The 26674-nt window shown below is 46.2% G+C and carries 27 protein-coding genes and 1 pseudogene; 5 read left to right on the top strand and 23 right to left on the bottom strand.

Annotation, left to right across the window (positions count from 1 at the left end):
- Nucleotides 1-200: 200 nt before the first annotated feature.
- From HGH47_RS06625 to HGH47_RS06555, 15 genes are all read right to left on the bottom strand, one after another.
- Nucleotides 201-2171, bottom strand: a complete 1971-nt coding sequence (locus HGH47_RS06625; RefSeq protein ID WP_432911143.1) for a V-type ATP synthase subunit I — start codon at nucleotides 2169-2171, stop codon at nucleotides 201-203.
- Nucleotides 2168-2785 carry a V-type ATP synthase subunit D gene (locus HGH47_RS06620; protein ID WP_432911141.1) on the bottom strand — a complete coding sequence of 206 codons (618 nt, stop codon included), beginning with the start codon at nucleotides 2783-2785 and terminating at the stop codon, nucleotides 2168-2170. Before HGH47_RS06620 ends, HGH47_RS06625 begins: the two co-directional genes overlap by 4 nt.
- A 30-nt stretch (nucleotides 2786-2815) precedes the next feature.
- On the bottom strand, nucleotides 2816-4135 hold the full coding sequence (locus HGH47_RS06615; RefSeq protein WP_016522223.1) for a V-type ATP synthase subunit B: 1320 nt from the start codon (nucleotides 4133-4135) through the stop codon (nucleotides 2816-2818).
- The gene (locus HGH47_RS06610; protein WP_016522222.1) at nucleotides 4116-5909 is read right to left on the bottom strand and encodes a V-type ATP synthase subunit A; all 1794 of its coding nucleotides are present in this window, start codon (nucleotides 5907-5909) and stop codon (nucleotides 4116-4118) included. Before HGH47_RS06610 ends, HGH47_RS06615 begins: the two co-directional genes overlap by 20 nt.
- On the bottom strand, nucleotides 5906-6451 hold the full coding sequence (locus HGH47_RS06605) for a hypothetical protein (RefSeq protein WP_212566277.1): 546 nt from the start codon (nucleotides 6449-6451) through the stop codon (nucleotides 5906-5908). The genes HGH47_RS06610 and HGH47_RS06605 overlap by 4 nt, the downstream gene beginning before the upstream one ends.
- 3 nt (nucleotides 6452-6454) lie before the next feature.
- Entirely contained in the window at nucleotides 6455-7069 is a 615-nt protein-coding gene (locus HGH47_RS06600) for an ATP synthase subunit E (RefSeq protein ID WP_006187903.1), read from the bottom strand.
- A gap of 170 nt (nucleotides 7070-7239) precedes the next feature.
- Nucleotides 7240-8295: an aldose epimerase family protein gene (locus HGH47_RS06595; RefSeq protein ID WP_212566278.1), complete on the bottom strand. Its 1056-nt coding sequence runs from the start codon at nucleotides 8293-8295 to the stop codon at nucleotides 7240-7242.
- Between the two features lie 499 nt (nucleotides 8296-8794).
- Nucleotides 8795-8932 carry a type II toxin-antitoxin system YoeB family toxin gene (locus tag HGH47_RS06590; protein ID WP_212566279.1) on the bottom strand — a complete coding sequence of 46 codons (138 nt, stop codon included), beginning with the start codon at nucleotides 8930-8932 and terminating at the stop codon, nucleotides 8795-8797.
- Nucleotides 8933-8935: 3 nt separating this feature from the next.
- On the bottom strand, nucleotides 8936-9193 hold the full coding sequence (locus HGH47_RS06585) for a type II toxin-antitoxin system RelB/DinJ family antitoxin (protein WP_314995524.1): 258 nt from the start codon (nucleotides 9191-9193) through the stop codon (nucleotides 8936-8938).
- Between the two features lie 194 nt (nucleotides 9194-9387).
- Nucleotides 9388-9918, bottom strand: coding sequence for a GrpB family protein (locus HGH47_RS06580; RefSeq protein WP_212566280.1), 531 nt, complete (start codon nucleotides 9916-9918; stop codon nucleotides 9388-9390).
- A 479-nt stretch (nucleotides 9919-10397) separates the two neighbouring features.
- Nucleotides 10398-11087 (bottom strand): flavodoxin family protein, encoded by a 690-nt coding sequence (locus HGH47_RS06575; protein WP_016523494.1) that lies wholly within the window; start codon nucleotides 11085-11087, stop codon nucleotides 10398-10400.
- 3 nt (nucleotides 11088-11090) lie between these two features.
- Entirely contained in the window at nucleotides 11091-11282 is a 192-nt protein-coding gene (locus HGH47_RS06570; protein WP_016523493.1) for a hypothetical protein, read from the bottom strand.
- Between the two features lie 156 nt (nucleotides 11283-11438).
- Nucleotides 11439-11777: a hypothetical protein gene (locus tag HGH47_RS06565; protein WP_212566281.1), complete on the bottom strand. Its 339-nt coding sequence runs from the start codon at nucleotides 11775-11777 to the stop codon at nucleotides 11439-11441.
- A gap of 31 nt (nucleotides 11778-11808) precedes the next feature.
- Nucleotides 11809-12174, bottom strand: a complete 366-nt coding sequence (locus HGH47_RS06560) for a TIGR02328 family protein (protein ID WP_212566282.1) — start codon at nucleotides 12172-12174, stop codon at nucleotides 11809-11811.
- Nucleotides 12146-12562 carry a YbgA family protein gene (locus tag HGH47_RS06555; protein ID WP_432911129.1) on the bottom strand — a complete coding sequence of 139 codons (417 nt, stop codon included), beginning with the start codon at nucleotides 12560-12562 and terminating at the stop codon, nucleotides 12146-12148. Before HGH47_RS06555 ends, HGH47_RS06560 begins: the two co-directional genes overlap by 29 nt.
- A gap of 75 nt (nucleotides 12563-12637) precedes the next feature.
- Between HGH47_RS06555 and HGH47_RS06550 the strand changes: the two are divergent.
- Nucleotides 12638-13366, top strand: a pseudogene (locus tag HGH47_RS06550) (carboxylesterase family protein); the annotation flags it as partial.
- A gap of 86 nt (nucleotides 13367-13452) precedes the next feature.
- The gene (locus HGH47_RS06545; protein WP_432911126.1) at nucleotides 13453-14124 is read left to right on the top strand and encodes a methyltransferase family protein; all 672 of its coding nucleotides are present in this window, start codon (nucleotides 13453-13455) and stop codon (nucleotides 14122-14124) included.
- A gap of 12 nt (nucleotides 14125-14136) precedes the next feature.
- Here HGH47_RS06545 and HGH47_RS06540 read toward each other — a convergent pair whose 3' ends face one another.
- From HGH47_RS06540 to HGH47_RS06515, 6 genes are all read right to left on the bottom strand, one after another.
- Nucleotides 14137-15549, bottom strand: a complete 1413-nt coding sequence (locus tag HGH47_RS06540; protein ID WP_212566284.1) for an ABC transporter ATP-binding protein — start codon at nucleotides 15547-15549, stop codon at nucleotides 14137-14139.
- Nucleotides 15543-16283, bottom strand: a complete 741-nt coding sequence (locus HGH47_RS06535) for an energy-coupling factor transporter transmembrane component T (RefSeq protein WP_212566285.1) — start codon at nucleotides 16281-16283, stop codon at nucleotides 15543-15545. Before HGH47_RS06535 ends, HGH47_RS06540 begins: the two co-directional genes overlap by 7 nt.
- Nucleotides 16280-16864: an MptD family putative ECF transporter S component gene (locus tag HGH47_RS06530; protein ID WP_212566286.1), complete on the bottom strand. Its 585-nt coding sequence runs from the start codon at nucleotides 16862-16864 to the stop codon at nucleotides 16280-16282. Before HGH47_RS06530 ends, HGH47_RS06535 begins: the two co-directional genes overlap by 4 nt.
- A gap of 19 nt (nucleotides 16865-16883) precedes the next feature.
- On the bottom strand, nucleotides 16884-18623 hold the full coding sequence (locus HGH47_RS06525; protein ID WP_212566287.1) for an ABC transporter ATP-binding protein: 1740 nt from the start codon (nucleotides 18621-18623) through the stop codon (nucleotides 16884-16886).
- The gene (locus HGH47_RS06520; protein ID WP_212566288.1) at nucleotides 18616-20361 is read right to left on the bottom strand and encodes an ABC transporter ATP-binding protein; all 1746 of its coding nucleotides are present in this window, start codon (nucleotides 20359-20361) and stop codon (nucleotides 18616-18618) included. The genes HGH47_RS06525 and HGH47_RS06520 overlap by 8 nt, the downstream gene beginning before the upstream one ends.
- A gap of 169 nt (nucleotides 20362-20530) precedes the next feature.
- Nucleotides 20531-21139 (bottom strand): TetR/AcrR family transcriptional regulator, encoded by a 609-nt coding sequence (locus tag HGH47_RS06515; RefSeq protein ID WP_212566289.1) that lies wholly within the window; start codon nucleotides 21137-21139, stop codon nucleotides 20531-20533.
- 131 nt (nucleotides 21140-21270) lie between these two features.
- Here HGH47_RS06515 and HGH47_RS06510 point away from each other — a divergent pair, with 131 nt between their 5' ends.
- The gene (locus HGH47_RS06510) at nucleotides 21271-23334 is read left to right on the top strand and encodes a hypothetical protein (protein ID WP_212566290.1); all 2064 of its coding nucleotides are present in this window, start codon (nucleotides 21271-21273) and stop codon (nucleotides 23332-23334) included.
- A 1-nt stretch (nucleotide 23335) separates the two neighbouring features.
- Nucleotides 23336-24469, top strand: a complete 1134-nt coding sequence (gene tgt, locus HGH47_RS06505) for a tRNA guanosine(34) transglycosylase Tgt (protein ID WP_432911118.1) — start codon at nucleotides 23336-23338, stop codon at nucleotides 24467-24469.
- 68 nt (nucleotides 24470-24537) lie between these two features.
- Here tgt and HGH47_RS06500 read toward each other — a convergent pair whose 3' ends face one another.
- Nucleotides 24538-25476 (bottom strand): Fic family protein, encoded by a 939-nt coding sequence (locus HGH47_RS06500; protein ID WP_212566291.1) that lies wholly within the window; start codon nucleotides 25474-25476, stop codon nucleotides 24538-24540.
- Between the two features lie 196 nt (nucleotides 25477-25672).
- Nucleotides 25673-25840: a BrnA antitoxin family protein gene (locus tag HGH47_RS06495; RefSeq protein ID WP_432911241.1), complete on the bottom strand. Its 168-nt coding sequence runs from the start codon at nucleotides 25838-25840 to the stop codon at nucleotides 25673-25675.
- A 185-nt stretch (nucleotides 25841-26025) separates the two neighbouring features.
- Between HGH47_RS06495 and HGH47_RS06490 the strand changes: the two genes are divergently transcribed.
- Nucleotides 26026-26649, top strand: a complete 624-nt coding sequence (locus HGH47_RS06490) for a TetR/AcrR family transcriptional regulator (protein WP_212566293.1) — start codon at nucleotides 26026-26028, stop codon at nucleotides 26647-26649.
- Nucleotides 26650-26674: the final 25 nt, after the last annotated feature.

Below are 26674 nucleotides of genomic sequence, written 5' to 3'. Positions count from 1 at the left end.
AACATCACATTTCAAGGTAACCTGTTCTGAAACGGAAGTTTCCGAACAGGTTTAATTTACACGATCTATCTCACCGCTCCCGCGTATGAAATAAGAAATGTTAGCGTTACCGCTTTCTATCCGCCGATATTAATGTATCAGCGTTTTATCACATCTTCTAAGAACGTCGGCTTTTTAAAAGCTTCTCGTTTTAGAACCCCTTATTCTGCAAAAGGTTCGTATTTGAACCCTGCCCACGTTAACCCGACATGGTTTGAAAACTCTAATGTATTAAGCCGCACTCCGTGTACGATAACCGAAAGTACGTTCATAATATAGTTCAACCCGTGTCCGAAGAATAACAGCAGCACACCCAAAAAGATGAGGAAGCTGCCGAGCGCCGGCCCCGCCATCTGGTTGACTGTCGCGCTGATTGCAGAACCTGCAAGCCCGACTGCCCAAAGACGGATATAGCTCATTATATCGGCAAAGACGTTTACCACCCCTAAGAACATCGTGATGATATTTTTAAGGCTGTCTACAATACTCTGCCCGATACCGGTTTGATAATTTGAAAAAATAAAGTTAAGCGCAAAGCCGCCGCCTACCGCAATCATTACCGGTTGGTTAATCTGATACCGCTCGGCGCTGACGACAAGGCTGAGTACCACGATATACATACCGCAGAGCATCGCAATGGAGCCGACATGTCCCAGTATCTGCGGAGAACGGATATTCCGCACAATCGAGATGATATGCCCGATTGTCAGCTGAATAAGCCCGAGTGTAAAGCAGAACTGCATCAAGTTGGCATTTCTGATGCTCTCTTCCGTTGCGTTCGAGATAGCCGGTATGGAGAGATTTTTCATCCATGCGGGGATGTACTCCACCGAGATGCCGAACCAGTTGCAGGTTGCAGTCCCCCAGATAACAGTTAGAACACCGAGGTAGAGGAACATCTGCATAGCGAGCGGAGCGGGCTGCTCCTTCGCTTTTGCTTTGACGATTCCGATCAGTGATAAAATCACGAGGATGGCGCCGTAGCCTGCGTCCCCGAAAATCATCGCAAAGAAGATACCGAAAAAGAGCAGGAACCACAGCGAAATATCGGGTTCGCGGTAGCCCGGCACCGTACCGAGGAAGTCCGTCAGCGGGGTAAGCAACTGCACAAACCGATTATGCCGCATTGCAGTCGGAACGGCATCTTCTTCAGCCGGATCATCAGCAATAAATGCCCAGCCGTTTGCCTTTGCAAGCCCTGCAAAATCAGCTTGTTTTTCAGCAAGGATATAACCGGAAAGCCGTGCAAGCCGTATCGGCTCTTTTTCGGCATTCCCGGCAGTGCCGTTTGCAGCATTACTTGAACCGACCGCCGCAGTAGCTGCGCTGCCGGATGCAGCAAGCGTTACCGAGCTATCGGCACCGGAAGCAGCTGCCGTATCTTCCTCAAGCGGAATGACTTCCATACCGGCACGGACGCTTTCAAACTCAATCTCTTTTGCAAGCTTTTTTGCCTCTGCCTTTAACGGTGCAAGCAATTCAGTCCGTGCCCCAATCTTTGCTTTGAATGAGGGCAGCTGTTTTTGCAGCCGTTCCCTTTCGGTATGCATTGCCGAAAGCCGCATATCCGGTAAAATAAGCGGACTAAAATCGGACGGCAAATCGGCAGGAACATCTGCGGTTTCGGACACTATCGCAAAGCGGACTGTTTTTTTGCCGCCTGCAAGCCGTACCGTTTTAATCGTTTCAGGCAATGCTGTATATGACTTTTCCGGAAGCTCACCCATCGTCAAATAGATGCCATTTTCTTCAAAGCTGTGTATATCTTTGGGCTCAAAATCCCCCCAAGCATTGTATGCTTCAATGTCGCCGGTTAGCTTATTGATTGCAGCCCGTGTATTTGATTCTTGGTCTTTGAGGTCAAGAATCTCGTCAACTGCCTGCAATAAGTCATTCCGGCTCAATGTGAGCGTTTCAGTCTGTGCTTTTTCAGCTTTTTTCGGCTGCGATTCGGTAATCAATGCTTCCGCTTGCTGTACTCTCGTGTATGTGTTTTGCAATTCCGTCAAGGTATCGCTTGAAGCGGCTTCCTTTTCGATATGCACCGCACCGAAGTTCCGCAGTGTTTTTAACGCCGCCTTTTTCTGAGAATCCAGCACAAGGAGCGTCAGTTTTTTCATCGGTAAAATCATGCTGTTTCCTCCTCATCCGGAGCGTTCTTTTCCAAGTTTTTCTTGGAAATCTTCCCGCGCACAACAGCCGCTACCTGCTGATCTCCCAGATACACGGAAATTTTTTTGATGTTCCGCTTTGTTTCCGGTATCTTCACCTTTTCAAACAAGTTGACACGCTGCGTTGTAGTACGCAGTTCGTTGTTGAGCCGTGCCACCTGTTCATCGAGGATTTGGGCTTCAAGATCGAGCGATAAAACCCGCTCCATCCGGTCGCAGGCAATGTCGAGCCAGAGCGGCGTTGTAAAAAGATCGTAGCTGCTGCGTTCAAAGTCCACCCCGGAAAATACCGGTATCGAAACACCGGCAATATTTCCCGTCGAGGTACGCACTTCTTTCACCTTGAGGATTTCAGGCGTAAAGACTCCCGCTTCACCGAAGACGGCAATCCACTGCTCAAACTCCTTGTGCAGCGCATCGCGGTTCAGCCGAACCTCTTTTGCATGCATCTCAATCGTGCGGATTTCGGTTTGCAGCTGCTGTTTTTTAAGCTGAAGCGTCGGCAAGTACCGCTGGAACATCTTGAGCGATTCTTTTTGATTTTTCAGCTCGTTTTTCGTCAGTTTAATAGCCATCGCTATTCCTCTACTATATAAGGAAACGCATTAATCCGCGGAGGGATTGTTCTGCGCATCCTTGGGCCAGAAGGTTTTGATCAAATCGGACTTAATACCGGTTTCCTCAGGAGTAAAGCAGGACGAAAGAATCTTCCATCCGTTATCGAGCGCTTCCTCAAGCGGAATGTTTACCGACAAATCCATCATGCGGGATTCAAAAAGCTCACCGTATTTCAGCAGCTTGCCGTCCCATTCACTCATCATAAAGCCCATCGACTTTTTCTCAAGCGTGTCCTTGTAGGAAGCATAGAGCTTGATCATATTATCCATGAGCGCACGGTGATCTTCACGGGTCTTTCCGTTGACGTTCTGCTTGAGACGGGAAAGACTTCCGAACGGTTCGATGCGTCCGTGTTTAAGATAGAACTGACCCTCGGTGATATATCCGGTGTTATCGGGAACGGGGTGCGTTACGTCGTCGCCGGGCATGGTGGTAACGGCAAGAACGGTAACCGAACCTGCATCGTCAAAGTCAACTGCCTTTTCGTAGCGGGCGGCAAGCTGGCTGTAAAGGTCGCCGGGATAACCGCGGTTTGACGGAACCTGTTCCTGTATAATGGCAATTTCCTTCATCGCATCGGCGAAGTTGGTCATATCGGTTAAAAGAACGAGGACATCCTTGCCTTTGAGTGCAAATTGTTCACCGACTGCAAGACACATATCGGGGATCATCAAACATTCTACCGTCGGGTCGGCGGCGGTGTGTACGAACATCACCGTGCGGCTCAGCGCACCTGCTTCTTCCAGCGTATCCTTAAAATAGAGGTAGTCGTCGTATTTAAGCCCCATACCGCCGAGTACGATGACATCAACCTCAGCCTGCATTGCGATACGTGCGAGCAGTTCGTTGTAGGGTTCACCGGAGCTTGAGAAAATCGGCAGCTTCTGGGAAACCACGAGGGTGTTGAATACGTCGATCATCGGAATACCGGTTCTGATCATGCGCTTTGCCATAATACGCTTGGACGGGTTTACGGACGGACCGCCGATTTCTACCATATTATCCTTGAGCATCGGGCCTTGGTCGCGCGGCTCTCCCGAACCGTTAAAGATACGTCCGAGTAAGTCATCGGAAAAGCTTACCTGCATTTCCCTGCCGAGGAAGCGTACTTCATCACCGGTGGAAACGCCGCGTCCGCCTGCAAATACCTGTAGCGAAACAAGCCCTCTATCCAGCTTATTGACCTGTGCAAGCGAGGTGCCAAAGCTTGTCTGAACCTGCGCAAGCTCACCGTAGGACACATCTTCAGCCTTGACGGTTATAACCGAACCGTTAATGGATTCAATCTTACTGTACACTTTCTTCATGATGTGCCTCCGCTTCTTTTATGAGTTTTGCCGCTTTTTCATCAAGCCCGGTTGCCTTATCGGAAAGCGCTCCGGTAATTGCCGCTTCGTGCTTCTTAAATTCCGGCGATTCCCACGGCGAATAGTTATAGTCGATAAAGGACTGGCGCAGCTTGTTAAAGTATGCGCGGGCTTCATCCTTGGTATTAAAGGAGAACTGAGAGCCCAATATGCGCAGGATCAGTTTGTAAATATAGCGCTGACGCTCTACGGAAACGGCATCGTCAACCTTATCGAAGGAGTTTTGCTGTAAATAAACCGCGTCGAGGAAGTCGCCCTTCAAGTAGACGATAAAGTCTTCCATACTGGTACCTTCTTCGCCGACAACCTTCATCATCTGCTCAACTTCGGTACCGCGGCGGAGCATTCCTCTACCGTATTCCACCTGCGCCGTGCCGAGTACGCTCGGGTATTTTGACCATGAATCGAGCGGGTGGATGGCGGGATATTTACGGGCATCGGAGCGTTCGCGGGAAAGTCCGTGGAATGCGCCGACAACTTTGAGCGTTGCCTGCGTAACCGGCTCTTCAAAGTTACCGCCTGCGGGGGAAACCGTACCGCCGATCGTTACGGAGCCTTTACTGCCGTCCTTTAAGCGGACAATACCGGCGCGCTCATAGAACGCTGCAATGTAGGATTCCAAATAGGCAGGGAAAGCTTCTTCACCGGGGATTTCCTCCAAGCGTCCGGACATTTCGCGCAAAGCCTGTGCCCAGCGGCTGGTGGAGTCTGCAAGGAGCAGAACGTCAAGCCCCATCTGGCGGTAGTATTCGGCAAGGGTAACGCCGGTATAAACCGAAGCCTCGCGCGCCGCAACCGGCATCGACGATGTATTACAGATGATAACCGTCCGCTCCATCAAGGTACGTCCCGTGCGGGGGTCGATCAATTCAGGGAATTCTTTTAAGGTTTCTACAACTTCACCGGCGCGCTCACCGCAGGCGGCGATGATTACGATATCAACCTCTGCGTTACGGCTGGTTGCGTGCTGTAAAACGGTTTTACCGGCACCGAACGGCCCCGGAATACAGTAGGTTCCGCCCTTTGCTACCGGGAAGAAGGTATCTACGGTACGGATTTTGGTAACAAGCGTTTCGGAGGGCTTGAGCCGTTCGGCATAGCAGTCGATTGCACGCTTTACCGGCCAGCGGAAGCTCATCGTAAGCGGGTACTTTTTTCCGCGCTCGTCGGTTACTTCCGCAATGGTTTCGTGTACGGTGTACTGTCCTGCCGGTTTAATGGAAGAAAGCGTGTATGTGCCGTACATACCGAAGGGAAGCATAATCCGGTGGGTAAAGTTCCCCTCCGGCACGGTTCCCAGCACATCGCCGCGCACGAGCGTATCGCCGACCTGTGCAACCGGTGTAAAATCCCATTGTGCTTCAGTAGGAAGCGCATTCAAATAGATACCGCGCTCCAAAAAGTAGCCCGCCTTTTCTGCAAGGTCGGGGAGCGGGTTCTGCAAACCGTCATATACTCTGCCGAGCAGTCCCGGCCCGAGTTCAACCGACAAGAGATCTCCGGTAAACTCAACTTCATCACCGACGCGGATACCCTTGGTAATTTCGAATACCTGCATCTGAGCAACGGAGCCGCGTATACGGATGATCTCGCTCTTCAATTTGGTGTCGCCGATATGGACGTAGCCAACTTCGTTTAACGTAACCAGACCGTCAAACTCAACGCTGACCATATTCCCGTTAATACCGACTACCTTTCCTTTCGTTCCTCTCATATCTTTTCTCCGAGAATTTGTGTATAAATTGAGTGATATTCTGTGCGGCCGGTTTCCATCTTAAATTTTGAAGCCCGTTCGCTCAACAGTAATACAATTCCATAGCCGAAAACCGCTTCGCTGTCAAAGAAATGCAGTTTCCGCAGCTGATCTGCCGCCGCAAGCCGCGCATTCAGCAAATACCGTTCCGCCGCTAAGGGGTCATCGATGTTTGAAACCCCGCGCACAATAGCGCCGATATCAAAGGCGGAAGCAGGTGTTTCTGCAGGAGCAATCCGCTCATCCCGTTTCAGCCTTGCAGCGCGCATTTGTTCAAGCGCAAACCGCAGTTCCTGTTCAAACGCATACCATTCGTTCACCACAGCAGAAGCCGTATAGACAGCCTCGCGGGGCGGAACAAGCGTTAAAGATTCCAGCACGGCGGCATCTTTTTCAGTTAAAAACCGCAGGGCAAGCTCTTTAAATTGCGCGTAAGAAAGCGGCGGGTCGGTGTGCGGCATAATTGACGGCAGCTGAGCCATCAAATAATAGTATGAAGCCACTCCTTATAACTCCTTTACCGCATCCTTCAACAGGCGTGCAGCGCGTGAGCTGATATAGGCGGAAAATAAATCGGCAACCGCTTCTGCAGAAAAATCATAGTATGCCGAACCGTCCTTTACCCCAATTCTAAAGCCGCCTGCAAGCTGTGCATCGGATTTAACCTCGATGCCTTTTTCAACCTCTTTCTTAAACGCAGCGAGCAAAGCGCTTTCCAGCTTTTTAGCATCTTCAGGGGACATAATAACGGAAATATCGGCTTCGTTTGTTTTAATCCAGCCCTTTACCGCTTCGGGAATCAGCGTTTTGAGTACATCGCTGTTATATGCCGCTGCTGTTTCCGCTTTGATGAGGGCATCGAGAGAAGCGGTAACTCCTTCTCTAAAGGCGATGAGCGCATTGCGGCAAGCCTGTTTAACGGCAGCCTCCGAAGCGTTTGTAAACCGTTGGGATTCGACCTCGGTCTTTTTGAGCAAGGTTTCAGCCTCTTTTTCCGCATCCGCAACGATAGCCTTTGCCTTTTTCTCCGCTTCGGCAATGATACCCGCAGCTTGCTGTTCAGCAGAAGCAATACCGTCCTGCTTGATCTTTTCAACAAGATCCTGTAACTGAACTTCCATAATCAACTCACCTCTCTTATGTATGTATCGTCATATTGTTTGTATCGATTTTATAACAGGCTCGATCAGTTTCTATTATATCAATCTCAACTATAAGTATAGCATTTATCCGGTATCGTTATAACCCCGATAGTATCTATTCCCAATTGTGCGCTGTTTGCTCCTTACCGCTAAACGGTAAAGCGCCACTGCGTTTCGTGCCGATATACTTCGCCGGGATGAACCCATACGGAAGGAAATTCAGGACGATTGGGCGAATCCGGTACATGCTGAGTTTCAAAGCACACGCCGGAGTGCTTGTTGTACACATTGCCGTTCTTTCCTTGCTCGCCGTTTAAAAAATTCGCGGTATACATCGTAATTGCCGGCTGTGTTGAATAAATACGCAGTGTTCTGCCTGTCGTCGGCTCAGTTACAACCGCAGCAAGCGGAACATCGTCCGCACCATCCGCATCGCGCAGCCATGTCCCGTCATAGCCGTCTTTTAATTGAGCAAAATCATGCGATAACAACTTCGGAGTTCGGAAATCGAACGGCGTTCCTTCTACCGGTAGCAGCTTGCCTGTCGGTATAAGCGAAGCGTCAACTTCTGCATAGCGACTTGCTGCCAGCTGTACATGATGATTAAGAGCCGAAACATAACCCCCATCGGCCTCCATTCCGGCAGGATTGAGATTAAAATACGTATGGTTTGTCAGATTGATCGGAGTTGTTTTCGTGGTATGAGCTTCGTACCGAAGTGTAATGGTATTGTTTTTATTGAGGGTATACGAAACAGTAAACCGGACTTCTCCGGGAAAACCTTGCTCACCGTCGGGGCTTATTCGGGAAAAACGGATACCCGCCTCATCGTTGCCGGAAATAATGTCGGCTTGCCACAACTGCTTGTCATACGCAGGATAGCCGCCATGCAGACAGTGTTTTCCGCCGTTATTACGGGTCAGTGTATAGCATTTTTCTTCTATAGAAAAACAGGCATTTGAAATCCGCCCTGCACATCGTCCGACAATGGAACCGAAATGAGGTTTATTACGGATATATCCTTCGAGTGTTGAATAACCGAGTACAACATCATCATATCCGCCCTTGGCTGCAGGTAATAAAATCGCGGTAATACAGCAGCCGTAATCGATTGCCGAAAACGACATTGTGCCATTAGAAACCGTAAAAATCGATACCGCATCTCCCGACGACAGCATCCCGAACCGCTCTTTCTTTACTTCCATACTACCTGCCCAAAGTTACCTGCAAAAAAGTAAACGCTTGTACTTATTGTACAATCCTTTCCACAAATTTACAAGAATACTTTTGAAAATATATGGACCCTTATAAATTGCAAGAGGTATTGCCCCAAAAGAATAATCAAGTACACTTGTAATGATGCTGCACAGCATACTTTTTTTCTTCCTCTTTGAAACCGTTTTCTACCAACTAAAATTCTTTTTCTAAACTCGCAATATACTCTTTCAAACGAACTCATCTCCTTTTTCTTCACGGTTTTCTCTCTACGTATTTGCCGATATTATACCATTTTTAAGGCTTTCATTCACTGTCAGATTTTTCCCCTTGCCATCAAGTATTTCATAGAAATAGATAGAAGAAGAACAGAAAAAGCTGATACAAAATCATCTGTTTTTCTCTATTCTTTCCGTTCTTATGTATAGTACGAATGTGCATTTTTGTTCCACAACCTTTACAATGCAGCAGTTCCGATAATAGGTGGATTTAGGTTCCAGCCTTAACGAAGAAACGAGTTCGTTCAATATCAGCAAGTAATTGATTTATTTTTTTGAGGATTTTTTTATCTTGCATTATCCAATAAGTGTAATCAGCCCACGCATCATCTGAAAAATCTTTATGCAATTGTTACGCCTCGACAAGTTCACGGATTGAATGCTGCCCATTTTCCATTTGAGCTTTAGAATGTTCCAAAGCCTTTATATTGTTATCCGAATAAAAAGAATTATCTTGAACGATTTCAAAGGGGATTTTGCGCTGGATTAACGTTTGCTTTAAAAAGATACGTATCGCAGTTGTCGTATCCATTCCGATTGATTCGAAAAAAGCATCTGCATCTTGTTTGAGCGTTTTATCTATCCGTGTTTGTAAAACTGCTGTTTTCATAGTTACCTCTTAGTATTAGAGTAATACAAAAGCAATAGAAACGCAATACTTTTGTAAAAGGTGTTATCCCAGGTTTGATGTAGGCAGCGGCAGATTTACTAGTTTGTGAATTACTTTGTAGCTTCTTATTTAATTGTTTGAGTTAGGCAAGCTGGAATTTATCGTTTAAAAAGCTCGGACAATAATTATGTTGCCTATTCTTTCCATATTACAGCATTCTTTTCCATCTGTCGAACAAAAGAAGCTTTTCCGCCGCAGTAGCTGTCTATATCGTAGGGATATTTTTGGGCAAGCGTACGTTTTAAGGCAGAATACTTTCCGCAAACATCTTTGTGCGTTCTGAGATAGTCTCTGACTGCTAAATGGCGGCTTATATCAGCAGTATTGTCTTCGCGAAAAATATGAATATGATGCGTCCTGTCGTTGCCGCCTTTGCACAAATAGCGTCGTCCTTTGATTCCGAACTCGCCCATATATTCATAGCCGATTTTCTCAAATTCAGTGCTGACCCCATCTACTTCTTCAAGGCTATGCACAACAGGCATAATATCAATGATTGGTTTTGCATAAAGTCCTTTAACAGCTGTACTGCCTATATGATGAATTGTAACGCAGTTATCTTGCAAGATCCCTTTTATTTTTAATGCTTCTGAATTATATTGCTCAACCCATCTCGGGTCATATGCAACTACAATAATATGCCGTGCCAGTTTACCCCTCCACAATTTCTCATGTGTCAGCTAATAAATTTACTCGCCAACTTATACACTTGATTTATTTCTTTGCTTTCTAAGTTCCAATTATTGAGTTCAGCTTCAATTAATTCCGGAAATTTTTTGCTAATATCCCTTAAAGCGTTTCCTATCGATTTCCTAACATAGTCACTCGTATCTTCTTTTAAGGAAGCAATTCGTCTAATAGCTTCATTCGGATTATCTTTGAAATATGGTCTGCTCGTCCATATTCTTAATCTGGAGCGGTAGCGGAACAGCGGACGTAGCGACCCGAACGCAGTGAGGGAAACCTCCGAAGAAAAAAACGATGAACAATGGCTTTCTTTTTATAGCGAAGCCTCACAATATTAATCCAAATGAATTCCCTTGGTTTCCAAATTATTGACTAAACTTTCAAGTTAATATGCGGCATCTCTAAAAACCCGGTTGGTTTTCAAAGGTTCCCTATAGAATATTTCCAAAGTTTATCATTATTTCCACGGACGGTTTTTATCCCGCCATCCCTTTTCCTGCCAATAATCCGTATCTGCCCGATTCCGGATTTTATTTTGTAAGAGGCGTATGATATTGAACATCAGTTTTGTTTTTATTCCGGGCTTCGCTTTACCATACTTATCGGTAATTTTTTTTGCAAGAGAGCTTAATGCTTTATCTATGGATTTTTTATTTTTTTCACTTACATCTTGCCATTTTACAGCCTGAACAGCTTTGCCGTATGTGTAAATTTCAGCAACTCCCCAAAAAAACAAACTGTCTGCCATATCTTTATTTGCAGATTTCATACCCCCACCCGCGGCAGTGGAAATACACACACCCTGCTTCGAAAACATTGTTTCCTCCGGTCGGTGTACCATCCAACGATATCCGTAATGATCTAAAAATGCTTTCATAGAACCCGTTGGGTGCATTACATATACGGGACTTGCAAGAATAATCAAATCGGCTTTGTCTATCGTCTCGGTAATAGGGTTAAGTCTGTCGAAATGCGGACATTGTTTTTCCGATTCTAAAAAACACTTTGTACAACCGGTACAAAACTCACCGAAATCTTTCGGCAAAAAAAACTCTTTTATGTTTCCCCCGACTTTCAATGCCAGATTGCTCGCAATATGATATGTTGATCCCTTATGATTTTGTCCGTGTATAATCACTGTTTCCATCGTCTAAAAATCATCTCCTCGGATTTCGATTTTACCGTTTATTTCATTGACGATGATATGATGATTCTCATCTTCAATAATTGTGTTCCATGTATTTTCCATGCGGCTTGAATTTTCCGGAATATTTTTTTCGTGCAAAAACAGAGATAGATTCAATAATTCATATAAATCTTCTTTAACCGCTTCTCTTACCATAATCACAACTCCCCGGCGATTTTCAGCTGCCCGTATTATACCACAAGTATTGAGCACTATCTATGTTTAAAAGATTGATTCGGCAGATCCTTGTTTGAAGAGCGTTGTTGCTGCAAGAGATGAGCAAAAAAAGATATTAAAAGGGTTAGCGATGGGTTATCCTACGGCAGTCATTACTTTACCGATAAAGTAAATTCCCCAGATTACTCCGCCTATAATCAACAGCCTTACCAGAGACAGAAAAGCGATGGACCATGACTTTCTTTTTATATTTGTATCTCTTTGAAAACTCAAAGCAATAACAGCAAACTTCAATAAAATGCTGATGATGGCTATGGCTAGTCCGTACCGGAAAACAAGACCTACCATAAAAAAGCCGATCTCCACACTTCCAAGTCCCAGTGAAAAACCGATAACAAAGCATACACAAATAGTGATGTCTAGGGCTATGGAGCCCCACAGTATATATTTAATGAGCTTTTCGCTTTTATCCATACAAAGTTCCATACATTTGCTGTTACCCTACTTAATCCAAATGAATTCCCTTGGTTTCCAAATTCTTGAGACACTCACGATAATAGCAATCATCATGTTCAGTATATATGGGGTTGAGTATTTCGATGACCGCTAAATTATTATATGCCGGACATTTTCTGCCGCGATAGTCTTTGTCCAGCCACTCAGGACTGACCTTGTAGCCTCGCCGATTCATCTCCTCCATAATGAGTTGGTGATAACAATAAAGCAGATAGGGTGAATAACGAAAAACATAATTGACAGTTGCATGCTGCCTGCCCCAGCCGTTTCCGCGCAAGGCACAACACTCCCTATGTTGTCCCAACAGCTGTTGACGCGGGAGTTTGTTAATCATATCTTGATGCCACAGTCTCATCTTGTTCTCCGAATAATAGATGCGATTGCTGCAAATAGTTGTTAGGGTAGACTGCAAGGAGCTTGCGCACAGCACCCAGCAAAATTTCCTGTTCCGCCTGACCGCTGCGATATTGCTCCAAACAATGCATAAACTCCGCCTTTTCATCCCGAGTAGCCTGCTTCTTAAAATATCCCCAGATATGCTGAAACGCGTTGCAGACTTGTCCTCGATTCTCCGGTAAAGTGCGCGCCTGATCAATGAGAGTCAACACATGCCGCACTTGTGCATTCTCCCGCTTTAAATACTCGCGAATCTCGTTATAAATAGAGCCGGACTTGCTGAGAACGAGATACTTATGTGCTGCCCAAAGTTTCTGACATTCTTTTAATTGATTTGCTTCTCTCATATCGTTTCTTTAAATCTCGAACAAATTCGCCCAAAGTCAATTTTTCGAGATGCCCTATCACTTATTCGGAATCCCCTGAAAAAATTGTCGGCTAAAAAATTGATGAAACTAAAAGGAGGTCAAAATGATATCATTGACGGTAAGTTTTTTACAGAGCACCCGATGAATCTGTTGGAACGAGGATCATTCCCTTGTATGCCGGTACTGATAGGGTCAAATAAAGATGAATTTTCCATGATTGAATTACCGATGTACTACAAAGCTCTTGGAATTACAAAGAACAAAGAACATTTAAAAGAATTTCTGTTGAAAAAATACGGAGAATTTGCAGATTCTCTTGAATCCGAACTAAAACCGGAAGCGAACGGAATCGTAGACTTACAAATTCAAATCATGGAGTTGCTTGTATTTCACTCAAGTGCACTGTTCCTCATGGAAAAAATCGGAGAAAAATCTCCCGTATACGGATATAGAATGAATTATATTCCTAATCTATATAATGGACTTCGCGGCTCATATCATGGGGCGGAACTTGCATTTTTCTTCGGCACCATAGATAACATGAATATACACATTACCGATGAAAATAAGGCTGCCGTTATTGCAATTCAAAAGGACTGGATACAGTTTATTAAGTTCGGCAAGATAGAAGGGCGTCCGCTTTTTAATGAAACCGGAAAAATTACAGAATATGATAAAGATATCAAAACCATACCGTTTCCGCATGCAAATCTTATTCACCATATTCAAAAGAGCGGTATTGCCGATAAGCTCAGAAAAGAATATATACAGAACCGTAGATAAGTTTCCGTAAAAATAACAGAAAAGCATTGTGAAAAAATTATACAGCTCATAAAGAACTGAGCGAAGGGGAATATAAAAGAGGTTGTATGGAAAAAGATTTATGCTTTAAAGCACTGTTAAAGTTTTCTCTCGGCGTGGTGGCCATAGGAATTTTATTGTTTTTACCTGCAGGAACTTTTCATTATTGGAAAGCATGGTTGTTGATGGGGATATTATTTATTCCGATGCTCTTCGCAGGAATTGTATTACTGTTGAAAAATCCGGACTTGCTCAAAAAACGCTTGAACACAAAAGAATCGCAAGCGGAACAACGTCTGGTGATAAACTTAAGTGCCGCAATGTTTCTTTTGGGATTTGTTTTAGCCGGATTGAATTTCCGTTTCGGATGGATAATAGCACCCGATTGGTTGTCATGGACAGGTGCCGCTATATTTCTGCTTTCATATATGCTTTATGCGGAAGTATTAAAGGAGAATGCATACTTATCACGAACGGTTGAAGTCCAAAAGGAGCAAAAGGTCGTTGATACCGGATTGTATGGGATCGTTCGCCATCCTATGTATACCATAACGATTTTTTTATTTCTGTCGATGCCTTTGGTGCTGGGTTCTCTTATCTCTTTTGTCGTTTTTCTTGCATATCCTGTCATTATTGCAAAAAGAATTATAAACGAAGAAGCAGTGCTTGAAAAAGATTTAGACGGATACACCGAATATAAAAAAAAGGTAAAATACAAAATCATTCCGTATGTGTGGTGATGCGGAAAAAACTTATACGGTTATACGCCTCGTGCAGCAGGAGCGGATAAGTTCGCCGTCGTGGGTTACAACGAGAATTGTTGTGCCCATCGATCGAAGTTTTTCCAGCAATGCGGCGGTTTCTTTCATGTGCGCATAATCAAGGCCGCTGGTCGGTTCGTCAAGAAGCAGTAAGTCCCGCCCGGATGCAAGGGCGCAGGCAATGGCGAGCCGCTGTTTTTGTCCGCCGGAAAGGCTCTGCGGATGACGATCGGCAAAGTCCGCCAAATCAAGATTTCTTATGATTTCCATTGCCGTTTCTTTCTCGGTTGCTGTTCCTTTTTTTAGGCTGATAAGAACCTCATCCAGTACACTTTCTGTAAAAAGCTGATTGCCGGTATCTTGCATAACCATAAAACAAAGCTTCTTTCGAGATTTGCTGTCGTAAAGTTTTCCCTCATACTCCAAGGTACCTTTACACCGTTTTTCCAGTCCGCATAAACAATTGAGGAAGCTGGTCTTGCCTGCGCCGTTTGCTCCCACGATTGCCGTAATTTGCCCTGCAGCGATTTGCAGTATTGGAATATCCACAATGTTCTTTTTTTCGCCGTGATAGGCAAAGTGGAAATTTCGCAGTGTGATTGGTCTGTCTCCTTCTCGAAAAGAATCCATTTGCATTTCCGCAGGCGATTCCATCACGGTTGTACGAAGCCCCATTTGTGTAAGCTGATTTTGTGTAAGCTCCTCTTTCCCGCTTCCGGTAAATTCTCCGACAATCTCTCCGTCACGCAGAACTACAGCGCGGTCAATGATGTCCCACAGGTATGCAATGCGATGCTCCGCCGCGATAATGGTTTTTCCCTCTGCCTTCCAGCGCAGGATAAGCTCTCGAAGCATCAGCGTTGCCGTATAGTCAAGATTTGCAGACGGCTCATCGAGCAGTATGATTTTCGGTTCGGATACATTTACGGAAGCGCAGGCTATTTTTTGTTTTTCGCCGTCAGACAGGCGGAAGATATTGCGATCCATCAAAGATGCCATACGGAAATGTGCAACGGTACGGTCGATTCTGGTATAGATTTCCTGCTCAGGCAGCCCTCTGTTTTCACATCCGAATGCAAGTTCTCCGGTGGTATCGACATTGTAAAACTGGGTTCTGGGATTTTGGAAAACGGTGCCTATGATGAGTGCGGTATCATAGAGTTCACGATCCTTAACACTGTCGCCGTCAATGAAGATATCACCGCTGAGTGCTCCGGAATAGAAGTGCGGAATCAGACCGTTTATAAGCCGCAATATCGTTGTCTTTCCGCACCCTGACGGGCCCGTCAAAAGGACGCATTCTCCCGTTTTTACCGTCAGATCAATATTTTTCAAACTACTTGCATACGTGCACTCAACATTTCCGGCGCCGTAACGAAAACTGACATTTTTAAGTTCTACCATAATGCTACTCTGCAAAGCTCCAAAATCCACATGACAACAACGGCGAGGCAGATAATCAGCAATATCAAATCCTGCACTCGAAATCCGATACGGCAGATGTTAGTGCGCTTTATCGGAGCGCCCAATCCGCGTGTCAACGCAGCGGCAGATAGGTCTTCTCCGATACGGACGGTTGAAGTTATCATAGGAACCAGTTGGTACTCCACAACCTCTCCGGCTCTTACACCGCCTAACCGAATTCCGCGCATACCCATCGCTCGTCTGATGGATTTCCATTCCGCTCCAATGGTCGGAAACATCCTGAACATCACCGACATGGGAATGGTGATTGCTTGAGGAATATGAAGCCGCTTCATAGCGGAGATAAATTCACTAACGGACGTCGTTCCAATCAAATATCCGCCCATAACTACCGTAACTGCAAAGCGCGTTAAAATTCCTCCGCACATTAAAGCAATGAAGTTCAGCAGTCCCGGCAAATACGGCATAGCGATCAGCAGCCCATAACCGACCGCAAGCATAATAACCCCGCGTCCAAACCGTTTCCATTGCCGTTCTATGAGCAGCAATAAAAACGGAAGAACCGACAAGATTATCTTAATCGATTTCATTTGAGAGCCGCCAAGTCCGCCCATAACAAATACCGCTAAAACGAGCACGAGTGCAAGCTTTGTGCGAGGGTCGAGAAAGCCGCGTCTTTTTTCTTGCGACAGTGCGGATGAGTATGCTATCACGCAAGACCTGCTTTCTCAAAATGCTTTTTCAAAAGAGCCTTGCCAAGAAGCCCTCCGAGAATTCCGCAGACTAAACAAGCAGCCAGTAGTACCGGCGCCATCCAGAGGGGCATAAGTTTTGAAACCGCATCAATATATGCCTGACCATAATCCGCTCTCTGTGCAAAGTATCCCTCGTAGTCCGTAAACAGCGGTAAGTAATTTCCGAAAATCCACACACTGAACAGTCCATAAGAGAGAACCGCTTTTTTGGCGTTCTTGTATTCTCCGCTCTTAAAACACAGTTCCGCAAGTCCTCCTGCGATTGCGCAGGTAAGGAGCGGCCACGGTCCCATACCGGTAAGCAGCATTAAGATTCCCATAATCATAGCCATGATAAAAATCATTCCGGGCTTTTTCACCTTTGTTAAAAAAAGCATAAAAGGAATACCGCCTATAATCGGTACAAATACCGACAGAAGCGGCAAAAATATCGGTATCATGCCCAACATTGCAATCGCAAATAAAATGACAAAGTAAATTGCGCTGTAGATTCCGATGTTAATCAAATCCCGACCTTTCAGTTTGCTTTCGCTTTTCATTTAAAATTCCTCCATATAATTATTTATGCACCTTCCAGCTTGCAGCTTCGCGCCGTTCGCAGATAAAGTTGCGGTATATGCCGTCCTGCTCCATCAGTTGGGTATGGGTGCCGTGCTGCACAATCTTGCCGTGGTCTACGACGATGATCTGATCGGCTCTCTCTACGGTTTTCAGCCGATGGGCTATCATGATGACGGTCTTTTCGGCGGTGAGTGCTTGGATGGCGTGCATCAGCTCGTTTTCATTTTCGGGATCAATGTTGGCAGTTGCCTCATCCAAAAAGATGACCGGCGCATTTTTCATCATAGCGCGGGCGATGGAGATGCGCTGTTTTTCGCCGCCGGAAAGACTTGCGCCGCCTTCGCCGACTACCGTATCGTATCCTTGGGGAAGGCTTGAGATAAAGTCATGGCAGCAGGCCTTTTTCGCCGCAGCGATCACATCTTCCATCGGAGCGCCGGACTGACCAAAGCGGATATTGTTGGCGATGGTGTCGTGGAATAAATAGACCGATTGGAACACAAAACTGAAATTCGCCATCAAGGAATCCATATCGTAATCCTTCACATTCCGGCCGCCCAGCATAACGGTTCCCCCGTCTACATCCCAGAACCGTGCAAGCAGATTTACCAAGGTGGTTTTTCCTCCGCCGGAAGGACCGACAATCGCCGTCGTGGTTTTTTCCGGAATATGCAATGAAATCCCGTCGATGATTTTCCGCTTCTCATACGAAAATGCTATATCCTGCGCAGTAATATCACGCACTGCCGGTGTAATATTTTCTCCGGATATATCCATCTGCGGCGTGTTCAGAATTTCCTGCGCCCGGTCAACACTCATATCAACCACGCGCAGCAGTGACGAATATTGTCCTGCCGTTTCCAGACCGGTATAGATGATAAATGCGGAGATTACCATGACAACGGCAGTCAAGGCGTCCATACTTCCGGCACAATAAAATACGCATGAAAAAGCTACCATTGCCACACCGGTAAGCTTGGCGATAAAACTCTGCAATGCTATGCGAGGCACCAGTGTCATTTCCATGTCGATATTGATCTTACTGTTTTCCGAGATTGCCTCATTTAATTCCTTGCTCTTAACTCCCGTCAACCGGTAAGCCTTAACCTCGGTCATCCCTTGCAGGTATTCCAGAACCTTTTCTACGAGCCTTTCATCTGCGCGTATCTTTTTTCCCGACACCTTTTCGGAAGCAATCCGGAGACGGCTGTTTGCAAAAAGAAACAGCGAAAAACCGCAGAGCAGCACACAGGCGATTCTCCAGTCGAAGAAAAACAACATGACGACAATAAGCGAGGTTGTAAGCAAGCCGTCGCAGACAAGCATTACCACACGGGTTGCAATATTTTCAAGACTTTCCATTATATTAGTTGTGATAGACGTAATCTGTCCGAGGCTGTTGGCGTTAAAGTATCCCATCGGAAGATACCGCAGATGCTCCGCAATCTCCACCCGTTTTTTCGCACAAGTGTCATAGCCCCCTTCGGTCTGCAACATAACGGCCTTTGATTTTAGCAATCCCGATCCGGCAATGCTGATCAGCATAATCCCTAACGAGAGCAGGATATCTTTTGTGTCTACCGTTCCGTTCATCAGCGCCCGAATCATCACTGCAATCGCCGGAATCTTTAGCGCCTCAAACAGCGCCTGAATAACATTGAGCCGAATGGAAGTGATAAATTTCCGGCGGTTTTCTTCACCGCAGAACGCAAAAAACTTTCTAATAACTTTAAGCATGATCTTTCACCTCAATATGTGCATTCCACATCGTTTCATATAACCCGTGATGAGAAAGAAGCTCATCATGGGTTCCGCTGTCTGCAACGGTGCCGTCTTTAATAACATAAATACAATCGGCAGCGGTAATCGTCGAGAGCCGGTGCGCAATCACGATGAGCGTCTTCCCCTCCGTCAGCTTAGAGATAGAGCGCTGAATAACCGCCTCGCTTTCAGGATCGGTGTAGGCGGTTGCCTCATCCAAAATGATAATAGGCGCCGCTTTCAGCATTGCTCTTGCAATGGAAATACGCTGCCGCTCGCCGCCGGAAAGATGCCCGCCGGAAGTGCCTACCACGGTATCGTAACCATTCTCCAGTTCCAAAATGAATTCATGGCAACCGCTTTGTCTTGCCGCTTCCTCCACTTCTGCATCAGTTGCATCCGCCCGTCCAATGCGGATATTTTCCCTGACCGTCATGTTGAATAGATAATTATCCTGCGAGACAAAGGCAATCTTATCCGAATACGCCTCTTGCGGAATTGCGCGAATGTCCGTATCCCCCAGCAAAATTGAGCCGCTGCTCACATCCCAAAGCGAAGCGATGAGACGAGCAATGGTACTCTTTCCGCTGCCGGAAGGACCGACCAGCGCAATAAAGCTGCCCTCCGGGATTTCCATAGAAATGCCGTGAAGCACTTCCTGTTCTTTATACGAGAAATGAACATCCTGCAACTTCAACATGTTTTTCTTTGGAACGGTTCCGTCTAATGGGCGCTCCATTTCGGGAGCATACAAAATACTTTGAACTTCACCGAAAATGGTTCCCATCGTTCGAAAGTCGTCCGAATAACTCATCAAGGTTATAAGCGGTGTGATGATGCCGACAGACAAAATAATGATTGTTACCAGATTCTGCGGAGAAAGATATCCTCCCTTTACCAACAGACCGCCGATGGGGAGCACGGAAACCATTGTGGCGGGCATGATTACCGTGGCGAATGTAAAGGTGAGAATACAGGAGCGCATCCAATCGATATAGCTGTGAGCTGCTTCATACGCGTCATGCACGAAGCGGTCGTAGGAACTTTTTGTATTTCCGAAAACCTTAATGACTTGAATACCGCCGATATATTCAACCGCCGTATCATTGAGCGCTTTTGTGGCTGTAACCGTGCGTTGATAAAATTGAGGACTGCCCTTCATCATAAGACCGTAACAAAAAAAGCCAACCGGTATCGTTGCAAGAGAAGCCAGCCCCATACGCCAATCAATAGTAAAAATATAGATCAAAATGATAACGGGGATCAGTAAATTTGCGGTGAACTCCGGAACGATATGCGCCAGTGTTGTTTCAATGCTGTCGATACGTTCGATGAGTGTATTCTTGAGCGCTCCGGAACTTTGCTCCAGCATCGCCCCCAGCGGCATTCTTGTCAGTTTTTCCGTACAGCGTTTTCGGAGTTCCCCGAGCACTGCAAACGTTGCCTTATGACTTGTCGATGTGCTAAGCGCATGAAACAGTACACGGCAAAACCAGAACGCTGCGATAATCAGACAGCGAACCATATAATATGATAGGTCTTTGTTTCCGCCCATCAAACCATGTACGATGCCGGCAACAACAAAATACGGTGCGATAGAAAAGGCCACGCCGATAACTGCGAGGATAACACTCAGCACATATTGTCCTTTGTGTTCCCCTGTTTGTCCCAAAGCCCACGCGATAGGCGAAGGACTCTTTTCTTTTTCCTTCATAAGCAATTCTCCTTATGGAAACTTCTAAAAAACTGCAACGTTCAATTACTCACCGCAGAGGCGCAAAGGTATTGGGAGGGTATTGGGTTAGCTGCCCCCTAGGTGATTTCTCTGCGCTCTTTGCGTCTTGGCGGTTATTTTTTTAGAAGTACCTATCTATTGAAAATCTCTAAAACCCCAACAACTGCTTCCAGCCCGGAACAAAGAAGGCCTCTATCGTTGTTAAGCTGCGGAGCGCTTCTTCCACGCTGTAATTATGGATAACCGGTTCAAAGAGCGCGGTCGTATATGCTGAAAGCAAAAGATGCAGCTCCTTTGGAGTAATATCCCTCACCGCGTAGCCTTGCGCTTTAAGTATCGGCATATATTGTAAAAGCTGCGCTTGCTGCCCCTCTGTAAGATCGTGGAGAAAATGCTCGTACTTACTCCCCCGCGATTTTGCCAGCAATAGATGATATTCTTCCATATTCGGATAGATAATCTCGCGCATCATGTCGATTTCAGAATCCCGCCACTGTATACGTTCTTCGTGATGAACTGCATCCACATACCGTGCAACGTGCGCATCCAACCAAGCGTTTATGCGATCCACCGCAGGAGCGACAATTTGATCAAAGAGGTCTGCTTTATCTACACAATGCCGATATATTCCCGCAGCCGTCATACCGCAGCGCTTGCTGATACTCCGCATGGAAGACTTATCAAAGCCCATCTCCATAAATTCGGCTTTTGCTGCGGCTATAATTTTTATATGATTGGCGGTTTTGTCTCTCGGCATGGATTCCTTCTTTGGCGTACAGCGTTAGCTAACACGTATAAACATACAACCGATTGGGGTAGGTGTCAAGGGGATGAGGGCAGGGGGACAAAAATTTGCAGTTTTTAATGTAATAAGATACAATAGAGTCTATGCTTGAAAGTGTAAGTCCGATAATAATGCATCAGATAAACGGAGCGGCGTATTGCTGTCTTGCTTCGGGGATGGAGCCGCGTGCTTTTGCGCATTCGGCTGTTACCGATTATCTTCACGATGCCTGTTTGCGTATTGCGCCTGACGGGACGGTGCAGGAGTTTTATCTTAACGAAACCATTACGTTTTTTAATGCGGAAAAAGGACGGGAAGAGGTTGGGATTGTGCTGCCGCTGCGGGAAGCGCAACCGCTTATCGGTTTGGCTTGTCCCGATACAGAGGATGCTGCTGCCGGTGCGTTCTGCGATCCGCAGGCGCTTCTTCGTACAGAGGCTGTATTACGAAAGCTGTACCGGCTTTTTTCTTGCCTTATCGCAGCGTATAACCAAGTCGCAGTAAGTGAAGATTATTTCCGAGCTGCGGTGTCCGCCCCCTTGTGTTTGCTGGCGGAGGGAGGAACGGACGGCGGCGCTCAAGAGCTTATCGTACTTTCGCCTCGATTAGTACTCCGCTGCGTTACTGCCGAAACCGCGGCGGCGCTCCGCTTCCATTATCCGTGGGTACATCCTGATGCGGAACGAGTACCGCTTGACGATGCTGCGTCCTTTTTCTTAGCAACGCTCAGCTATGCCTGTATAACCGGAGCGCCGCCTTTTAACAGTGCCGCTATCCCGTTTGTAGCGGTAGACGGGGATGAGGCTTGCGGCAGCGGTGCGGCGGAACAGCTTGTGCAGAATATACGGGACGGCGTTTATGTGCCGGTTGAACTCCGCTGTCCGGCGCTGTGTCCGCAGTTTGCGCGGCTTATCGATGAGGGGGTAGCCATAGCCGCGGGGCAGGGGAGTGCTAAAACTACAGGCCGGCATGATAGTGCCGAAACTGCCGCGTATAAGAGCATCGGGCTTGAAAAAACTGCGGGCGGCGATATAATGCCTAACTGCCACGCCGCGCCGCTCCTGCCGCTTGTAGAACAGCTCTGCAGCTATTCGTGCGGAGGGTTTAATACCCCGACGCTCTGCGTCGTAACAAAGGGTATTAAAGCCGACTGCAACCACCTTATGAGAACAACATACCCCGACGCTCGCGTCGGGGTTGTTGATTGCGATGAATCGTTGTCGCTCTTCGCCGGTATACAGATAGACGAAGTACCGGCGCAACAGACGGCGCTTGAGGCTTTTATTCAAACAGCGAGGAAGCGCATCAGCCGCAAGCGCTTTGTTAGACGGAATTCCGGCAAAATTGCGGCAGCGGCGGTACTGTGTGCTGCGCTTATTGCCGTAACGTCAGCGGTGGTAATGCATATCCGTAAACCGCCTGAAACGGCAGGTATGTCAGCGGAAGCGGTGATACACGGTTTTTATACCGCTGTCGGAACACTCGATCAAACGATAACCGGCGCTTATACCAAAAACAAAGCCGCTGCCTTATACGACGGTCTGATGGTGCATTTGTACGTAACCGGCAAAACACGCGAGGCCTACGAGCGCAAAAAGATTTATTACACGCCTCAGGAGTTCTTCAACCTCTGTGAATCTGCGCGGAGTGCCGATGCCGTACCTGCTGCCGATGCAGCAACGGGGATGAATGCCGCCGGAAGTCAGGCTGCGAGTGCGCCGCAGGAGCAGGAACGGGAGCGCGATATGGAAGCGCGCCTCATTCGCTATAAAAAAGCGATTATCAAATCGCTGGGCGGAGGTTCCGTATACGGTATTTCCGGCTTGGAGATTGCTCCCGCTGCACAGACCGGGTGGTTTGACGTGAGGTTTTATCACTGGCTGCCGATTTTTTCATCGGAAGAAGCTGAGGCGGCGGCAAAGGCTATGGAAAAAGCGCTTGAAACTCCTGTAAGCGCATCCGATACGGAGCTTTCGGAGCGGGGGGCTTTTCCCGTACAGGTACTCTATAAGCATGACAGGGTACAGGTCATATCGGTTAAAGGCAGCTTTTTTATCGGGGCAATCGAATCGGCGGAAAATACGGTTGCCGCCGATTCGAGCAATGCACTGCTCGAAGATTGTGCGTTACCGCCCGCGGACAGGCCGGACTATTTAAAAGGATTGTAATATGAGAGAACGGAAAAATATCTATACGCTTTTACATCAGGATGCAGGTTCAGCTGCCCGCACGGGAGTGATACGCCTGCCTCACGGTACGGTACAAACCCCCGCCTTTATGCCGGTGGGAACGGCCGCGACGGTAAAAGGCATCACCAAGGATGATTTACATGAAATAGGTTTTGAAATCATCTTAGCGAATACCTACCACCTCTTTTTGCGTCCGGGTATGGACGTTATCAAGCAGGCGGGCGGGCTGCACGGGTTTTCCGGCTGGAATAAAAACTTTTTGACGGATTCGGGCGGATTTCAGGTATTTTCGCTGTCTCAGTTGCGAAAAATTAAGGAAGAAGGCGTAACATTTCAGAGCCATATCGACGGCAGCAGGCAGTTTTTAAGCCCCGAAATCGCGGTGCAGGTGCAGGCCGCCTTTAATAGCGACATTCAAATGCAGCTCGATATCTGTTCCCCCTACGGCATTCCCAAAAAGGAAACCGAAAAAGCGCTGACGCTCACAACCGCGTGGATGCATCGGGCGGTGCGGGAATGGGATCAAACGGAAGGGTACGAGGGAAGCCTTTTCCCGATTATACAAGGCGGTTTTTTTGAAGATCTTCGCCTCAGAAGTATCGAATCGATTATGGAATGCGATCCGCACGGTATCGCAATCGGCGGCCTTTCCGTCGGCGAACCTGAGGATGTATACAAGGAATTTTTAGCCTTTACCGCCGCGCATGTTCCCAAACATAAACCGCTCTATGTGATGGGCATTGGCACCCCCGATTATATTTTAGAGGCGGTAAAGAACGGCGTCGATATTTTTGACTGCGTACTTCCGTCGCGGAATGCACGGAACGGAAATTTGTTTACCCGTACCGGTCCCATCTCAATTAAAAAGAAAGAATATGAATACGATTTCGGCCCGATCGATCCGAGCTGTTCCTGCAAGGTATGCCGGAATTACAGCCGCGCGTATCTGCGGCACCTGTTCCGCTGTAAGGAGATTCTGTATTCGATGCTTGCGACCTACCACAACTTAGCATTCCTCCATCGAATGGTTGCCGAAATCAGGGAAGCAATTACCGAAGATCGTTTTTCGGAATACTACCGCCGCTTTCTTAAAGATTATTATGGACGGGCTTAGAGCTTGTGAATAAGGCATTACGAAAGACTTGAGCACCGCATATACCGCCGTAATCAGCACGGTTCCAATTACATTGTTTTCCAGCAACGTTCTTTCATAAAGCCGGCAATAATGGATACGTCTTCTCCTTCGTAATAGTTTACTAATAACTGTTTAAACTCAGGAACTTCTTTTTCCGGAATTACAATAAAACCACCGCCATGAGAAATTAAATAATGATTTGCGAAAATAACGGATGCTCTCTTATTGCCGTCAAGAAATATCTGTGTCTTCATACAATAAAGGCAGAGTTTGATAGCAATAGTAATCGCATCATCATTCTCTTCGGTAATCTTTTGAATGCTATCTTTAACATCTGCTTCATTCGGTAACGGCGGAACATACGATGAACCGCCGATGGTTACCGGAACACCGCGGATACGCCCGCCTTCCGCAAAAAAACCTTCGTTTACCAGTTTTGCAATATAACTAAGCATATAATAGTCTGATCTACTTGCAATAACATCTTTATCCAGAATGAACTCCCAAGCATGTTTTAAGTTCAAAATCTTTTGAACATCAGCTGCTGTCATGCCGGAAACCTTTCCGTTTTCTATAATTTCTTCCGTCTGTGGAAAAGATGTTGCAACTCCCTCTAAGACCGCTTGATCATAGATATTTACTTTCATATTGGCTCTTGCAAATGCAATATTTGCTATAACATTGGAAGATAGTCCGTCTTCCGAATATCCGGCAATGGCAAGTTGTTTTTCTATATCTCTCAGTTCTTTTCTTATTACACGAGCTTCTTTGGCATTACGAAGGAGCAGGTTATATAACTCATCTGTATAGACCCCTACGTATGTCGATGTCTGTTTACCGGCTACACGCTTTCTAACATATAAATATTTTCCATCGCCGCGTTCTTTAATTTCAGGTGTACCGTCATACGGCAGTAAATGTAATCTGGCATAAAGATCGGCACGAACCCTAAGGAATTCCTGTATTTCATTGTATTTTGCTGCCATTATCTTTTTTCCTTTGGGGAGTATTTATGATGTTTATCATACTATTATGCTCCCCAAAACTCAAGCAGAGAGCAAGACCTTTCTCAATAGCTGCCGATAGCCTTTAGCCAATGCTTTTTTTGTTATGCGGGCTTTTTCGTGTTTAAAAAAACTTCGGCTGCCCGCCGCGTGCATACCGGCAGCATAATACTTGTAATTAAAAATAATGGGAGTTAATGCCGTTTCTAATCCAGTTATTGAGCCGCGTTTGCCATCCCTTACCGCTCGCTTTGAGCGCTTCGAGTAAATCCGCATCAACCCTGATGCTTAATACTTTTTTTTGCGGTTTCCACATTGCTTTATTAACAAGATGGCTCGGTCTTATCTGCGCTATCCGGTCATGCGCCTGCGATTACCGGATATGGCTGATGAGGATTCTTAACTTTAAATCGATAGGCTTCTCATCAGTGCGCTATTGATGCAAACAGCGCTTTTTCTTGATATTGTGTCAGTAAAATCATATAGTATAGATGCATTGCCCGAAAACAAAAAAAGCTAAGGAATTTTATCATGCCGAAAACATCACCTGAATATATGGAAAACCGTAGAAATGAAATCATCGATGCCTGTAAAAAGCTGTATGAGACTCTGGATTTTAAAGACATTACGATAAAGGAAATTAGCACGGCAACCAGTTTTTCCCGCCCTTCCATTTACAATTATTTTAAAACAAAAGAAGAAATCTTTCTTGCAATTTTTCAGACGGAGTATGAGCTTTGGACGGATGAACTGAATACCATACATCAAAATCTCAACCTTTCTGCAGCATCACTTCCAAAAAGAATTGCTCATAGCCTTGAAAAACGCGGCCTGCTTTTAAAGCTGCTTGCGATGAATATGTACGATATGGAAGAACACAGCAGTCTGGAATGTCTGATATGCTTTAAGCGTGCCTACAAAGCCGCTTTTGATGCAGTTGAAAATCTGCTCAAGCGCTTTTATCCTTCGTTTTCGGCTGCCCGCCGCCAAGAATTCCTGTTTTCATTTTTCCCTTTCCTCTTTGGAATCTATCCTTATGCCTTTGCAACAAAAAAACAGATTGAAGCCATGAACCGGTGCGGATTTGAATACCCAAAGGTTACGATTTATAAGCTGGTGTATCAGTGTGTTACGCGGTTGCTTGGAAATTGCTAAAAACTCTGAAACAGGAAGATGCTTC

Origin of the sequence: Treponema sp. OMZ 805 (assembly GCF_050937395.1) — a bacterium.
In the GTDB taxonomy this organism is placed as follows: Bacteria; Spirochaetota; Spirochaetia; order Treponematales; family Treponemataceae; genus Treponema.
This window is presented reverse-complemented; position numbering and strand designations above follow the sequence as displayed.